Consider the following 5,660-nt stretch of genomic DNA (forward strand, 5'->3'; position numbering starts at 1 on the left):
CGCTTAGAGTTACCAATAACAAACAAGTTTTTGTTGATATCGGTCGCTACAGAGTTACTGTATTTGTAATCATTAGACGAGTTAGAGTTGACCTTAGCCCCCTCAATTGATTTGGTCGTCCAAGTATTCGCGCTGTCAGCTAAGTCCAGAGATTTACTGATGAATACAGATGCATTCATATCTTGCAGATCACCACTACCATCAACAGTATTGTAGCCTACGCCATAAAACTTAGTATCCGATTCGGCAATTGAACGCATGCTACCTTGAGCATAGTAATCGCCTTGTCTAGCAGTTCCACCACGAGTCCAATCGATTTGCTTGGTATTCGTACCATCCCAAATAGCAGCTTTTGAACTAAATACAGGATCCGGCGTTGACGTCTCCGTAATGGTTTCACTAGTAGAAACACTACCTACATTGTAAACAGTACCATTACTCGCTGTGATGGCTTTCCATGCTCGAGTCTCAGAAGATCCTGCAGGCTTGGCTGTCGTTGTAAATATTGCATTGTTTCGGATGGTTCCCTCAGACTTAACACCGAGCGGGTTGGCATCTTTATCTAGAGAGTTGATCACTGTATTGCGAGTATCGAGTATTGCCCCGCCTTCTATAAATGCCTTTGCATTTACATAACTCAGGTTGTTTCTTTCCTTAAACCAAGTATCTTCCCAGCGAGTTTTCGCCCAGCTTTCACATGTGGAATATCTTAGCTCACGGTTACAATAGTTTTTGAAGTCATCGAACTCTTGTAAATATTGGAAGACAGCATCCATAGCAAAAGGAACTTCTTCACGGTAACTAATGGCTTCAAGCGAATTACGAGTTTCACCTGCTAGCTTAAAGCTATCACATGCGACACCACCGATAGTAGCATTGGTAAAACAACTTTCAGTTCCGGTAACCGCCGCGGGTTGAATCGCGACACCAAACGTTTCAGAAGCTCCGACAATTGAGCTAGGAGTCGCGACTTCAACTACCTTGTACAGTGCAGCATTCGCGTTAGTTGCAGCCAAAACTAAGGCTGCAACTGTTGTTAATTTAAATTTATTACAAGTCATGATTACTTCTTAACTTTCCTGTTGTAGTGCCTCGAGCTCTTCCCAGCGCTCAAAAGCAACTTCAAGCTCCTGCTCTGCTGCAGATAGCTTATCTAATACTGGTTGTGTCTGCTCTACAGATTTTGAAAAGAAGCTAGGATCGTTGACTTCTTCCTGAAGAGTTTCAATTTGAGTTTCCAATTCTTCCAAACGCAAAGGTAGCGCTTCTAGTTCTCGTTGTAGCTTATACGATAACTTCTTAGCTTTAGCCTTAACTGGCGCAGTTTTGGGAGTTTCCTCAACTACTTTCTCTGGCTTTGATGGCTTTTCAACCTGTCGGTACTCTATAGCCTGCTTTCTTTGTTGCTGAGCATCGTGGTAACCACCAACAAATTCTTCAACAACGCCGTTGCCTTCAAAAATCCAACTTGTCATAACCGTGTTATCAACAAACTGTCGATCGTGGCTCACTAAAAGAAGCGTACCCTGATAGTTGGCAAGTAAATCTTCTAAAAGTTCCAAAGTTTCGATATCTAGATCGTTGGTTGGCTCATCGAGAATCAATAAGTTATTCGACTTAAGGAAAATACGAGCTAATAACAGACGGTTTTTCTCACCACCAGACAGTGCTTTCACCGGAGTGCGAGCACGTTTAGGAGAGAACAAGAAATCTTGTAGGTAGCTCAGTGCATGGCGCTCACGGCCGCCTACTGTCACTTCTTGCTTACCATCCGCTAGATTGTCAATTACTGACTTCTCAGGGTCTAGGATTTCGCGGTATTGGTCGAAGTAAGCCACTTCAAGTTTAGTACCACAATGCAGACGGCCAGAATCAGGCTTCAGCTGATCAAGAAGCAGTTTAAGTACGGTACTCTTACCACAGCCATTAGGGCCGATCAGAGCAATACGATCACCACGCATAATATTGAAGCTGAAATCTTTAACAATCTCTTTGCCTTCAAAGCCAAAGTTAAGATTCTCTGCTTCGAATACAATCTTGCCTGAACGTTGACCATCATCGATCTGAATAACCGCTTTACCCTGCACTTCACGACGATTGATGCGCTCTTCACGCAACTTCTTAAGTGCACGTACACGGCCTTCGTTACGCGTTCGACGAGCTTTAATGCCCTGACGAATCCACACTTCTTCTTGAGCAAGCTTTTTATCGAATTCAGCGTTCTGCATCTCTTCGACACGTAACGCTTCTTCTTTCTCTAGCAAGTAGTTTTCGTAATCGCCAGGGAACGAGCTCAGCTTGCCGCGATCAAGGTCAACAATGCGGGTTGCCATCGATTTGATGAAAGCACGGTCATGCGAGATAAAGATGATTGAACCACGGAAGTCTTTCAGGAAGCCTTCTAACCATTCGATTGTCGCAACATCTAGGTGGTTAGTCGGTTCGTCGAGTAGAAGCACGTCTGGGTCACATACAAGCGCACGAGCAAGCGCCGCTTTACGTTGCCAACCACCAGACAAATCCGTCAGTTTTGTTTCGGCAGTGAGTTTAAGCGCCGCCATTACGTTACTTACGCGATCTTCGAAGCGCCATGCGTTGGCATGATCCAACTGCTCTTGCACACGAGTAAGACGATTTAAGTTCTTTTCGCTAGGATCAGTACCAATGAGATCCAAAAGATCATGATAGATCTTCAGCTGTTCGCCGATTTCCGCTAGGCCACCAGCAACGTAATCATAAACGGTGCCTTCTTCGTTACGCGGTGGATCTTGCTCAAGGCGAGACACAACCACATCTTGTGTGATTTGCATCTTGCCGTCGTCCATGATGATGTTCCCTGACAGGATTTTCATCAACGTAGACTTACCCGCGCCATTGCGCCCTACTAAACACACACGTTCGTTTTCTTGCAGCGCAAAGTCCGCACGATCTAATAACGGGTGATCGCCAAACGCTAATTGCCCGTTATGAATTGTAAGTAATGCCATTCTTTTTTAACCAATCATTAAGTTCTAACAAGCCAAATGGCCAGTTAAGCTCTGAGCTTTGAGAAAAGTCAGAGCTTTCAAATTTGAGCACCGGAATAGTGACCCCGTAACGGGAAAAGAGCTCATCATCAAATGCAATGTCGACAACGTTGACGTGATGGCTAATGTTTAACTGTTCCGTGAGTTTGAATGCCATCTCACATAGATGGCACCCTTCTGTACTGTAGAGAGTCAGCACGCTATATCCTTATACAATCTCTTAATTACTTATGTGTAATCAACCAGCAGTTATGAATGTGCTTGTTACGAGAGAAGTCCAATGGAAGCGTTTTAGCTGAGATGTTCTGAGCTTTGAGACCTAACTCTTCTAGGCCTTCTACATCCATTTTGAAGTGACGCTTGTTGTTAGAGAACACAATCGTGCCTTCTTCACGAAGAAGACGCTTAAGGTTTTCCATCAATTGAATGTGATCACGCTGAACATCAAAAGATTGATCCATACGCTTAGAGTTTGAGAACGTTGGGGGATCAATGAAGATCAGGTCGTAAGAACCCTGCTCTTTAACCAACCACTGTAAGCAGTCAGCTTGAACAAACTGATGTTGACGACCAACACGGCCGTTAAGCTCCATGTTCTGTTTTGCCCACTCAAGGTAGGTATTAGACATATCAACGGTTGTTGTAGAGCGTGCGCCACCCACAGCAGCATGAACAGATGCACTGCCTGTGTAAGCAAATAAGTTAAGGAAATCTTTACCTGCAGCCATTTCGCCGATACGACGACGAGTGATCTTATGATCTAAGAACAAGCCCGTATCTAAGTAGTCATGAAGATTAACAATCAGCTTAACGCCGTATTCGTTCACTTCTAGGTTAGAGGAGTCTTGAGCCATTTTTTGATATTGAGATCGGCCTTTCTGCTTCTGACGAACCTTAAGAACCACGTTGTTTGCTTCAACGCCAGTGACTTGAATAGAAGCACGGATGATATCGGTTAAGCGACGTTTTGCTTTCTCTTCCGGTACATCTTTAGGTGCTGCGTATTCTTGAATCACTAGGTGACCTGGGTATACATCAATCGCTACATTGTATTCTGGTAAGTCCGCATCGTAGATACGGTAACAATCTAATTGCTCTTTCTTAGCCCACTTGCCAATTTTACCGATGTTCTTTTTAAGACGGTTTGCGAAGTCTGGAGCAATAAGTTGCTCTTGTTCACCCGTTGGACGCTCTGACATCGGACGGTCCGAAATTGAGTAGTTCTTTTGGTGACACGGTAACGCACCATTGTTCAATTTGAACTGTTTGTCTGCACGCATACGTAAGCAGCTAAGCAGTTCGTCAGAACTAGAGAAGATAGACGCGTTACAACCGCCAAATTCCGCTTTAAGTTGTGCACCGAATGCCGTGTAAAGTGCAATCAAACCCGGCTCTGTGCCAAGACGCTCACCATAAGGTGGGTTTGAAACAATCACACCATCAGTAAACTCGGTAGGACGCTTAAGCTTTGCAGCATCGCCTACTTCGAATTCAATCAGCTCTTCAACACCAGCACGACGAGCATTGTCACGCGCTGTTTTGATCATGCGCTCGTCATTGTCGTAGCCATAGAACTTACACTCTACTTTCTTAACGCCACGACGACCTTGAACGTTCGCTTCAGCTTTCACTTCAGCCCACAGTTCTGGTTCAAAATCTTCTAGTGATTCAAAACACCACTTCTGGCGCTTAACACCTGGAGCCATGTTCGCAGCCATCATTGCCGCTTCAATCACTAACGTACCTGAACCACACATTGGGTCTAGGAAAGGCTTAGTTGCGTCCCAGCCACTACGAAGAAGAATCGCTGCAGCAAGGGTTTCACGCAATGGTGCGCGGCCTGATTCTGGACGATAACCACGTTGGTGAAGACCGCTACCTACCATATCAACACCAAGAATCGCTTTATCACGATGTAGACGAACGTGAATACGAATATCTGGATTTTCTTTGCTGATAGACGGACGAGGCAAAGACTTTTTCTCAAAGCTATCAACAACGGCATCTTTTACTTTCATCGCACCGTATTGGCTATTACGGATTTCGTTGTTTGTACCGTTAAAGTCAACAACAAAACGCTTAGAGCTATGGAATTGATTTACCCAGTTAACCGCGGTGGTTGATAGGTACAAATCCATGTCGTCCATACAAGTGAATTCAGAAAGGACACGTACAAATCTAGAAGCCAAACGACTCCATAAACAACAACGATAAATTTGCTCATTGGTCGCTTTGAATTTAACACCTGCTTGAACAGGTTTTGCATTTGTAATCCCTAGTTGGGTTAGTTCTTCAACTAATAAATTCTCAAGGCCGTTTGAGGTAACCGCTAGATATTGATTCATAGTGTTCTTTTATTGATAAAAATTAGCTCGATTATACCTGAATTTGTTATTAGAGCATCACACTAAACTTGTCTTTTCATTGAATCTTTCGACTAACTGGCTAGCAAACACACAGTCATGAAGCGATCGCTTACCCACATCCCCTTAGAACATAAGACTTATCAAATCAGCACAATTTATGACCAAACATCGGCCAATGCGGCGGTGTGAATTTATATTCACCTTAAAATTGGTATATACCAGAGTCAATTTAGGACTGAAAGTTAGCTACAAAAGCACAAAAACAGGG

General features: G+C 43.9%; 3 protein-coding genes and 1 pseudogene. All 4 read right to left on the reverse strand.

Features of this window, described 5'->3' with window-relative positions:
• Positions 1-1,061 (reverse strand): annotated as a pseudogene (locus AB4496_RS19530) (GlyGly-CTERM sorting domain-containing protein); the annotation flags it as partial.
• A gap of 9 nt (positions 1,062-1,070) precedes the next feature.
• Entirely contained in the window at positions 1,071-2,987 is a 1,917-nt protein-coding gene (locus AB4496_RS19535) for an ABC transporter ATP-binding protein (RefSeq protein ID WP_009846664.1), read from the reverse strand.
• Positions 2,965-3,225: a glutaredoxin family protein gene (locus AB4496_RS19540; protein ID WP_012603885.1), complete on the reverse strand. Its 261-nt coding sequence runs from the start codon at positions 3,223-3,225 to the stop codon at positions 2,965-2,967. The genes AB4496_RS19535 and AB4496_RS19540 overlap by 23 nt, the downstream gene beginning before the upstream one ends.
• Before the next feature lie 25 nt (positions 3,226-3,250).
• Positions 3,251-5,371 (reverse strand): bifunctional 23S rRNA (guanine(2069)-N(7))-methyltransferase RlmK/23S rRNA (guanine(2445)-N(2))-methyltransferase RlmL, encoded by a 2,121-nt coding sequence (gene rlmKL, locus AB4496_RS19545; RefSeq protein ID WP_017103925.1) that lies wholly within the window; start codon positions 5,369-5,371, stop codon positions 3,251-3,253.
• Positions 5,372-5,660: the final 289 nt, after the last annotated feature.

The organism is Vibrio sp. 10N.222.46.A1 (genome assembly GCF_041473595.1).
In the GTDB taxonomy this organism is placed as follows: Bacteria; Pseudomonadota; Gammaproteobacteria; order Enterobacterales; family Vibrionaceae; genus Vibrio; species Vibrio tasmaniensis_A.

Bases quoted from the DNA above. Each gene is read 5' to 3' on its own strand.
- AB4496_RS19535 (WP_009846664.1), bottom strand. From the start codon at position 2,987: ATGGCATTACTTACAATTCATAACGGGCAATTAGCGTTTGGCGATCAC.
- rlmKL (WP_017103925.1), bottom strand. From the start codon at position 5,371: ATGAATCAATATCTAGCGGTTACCTCAAACGGCCTTGAGAATTTATTA.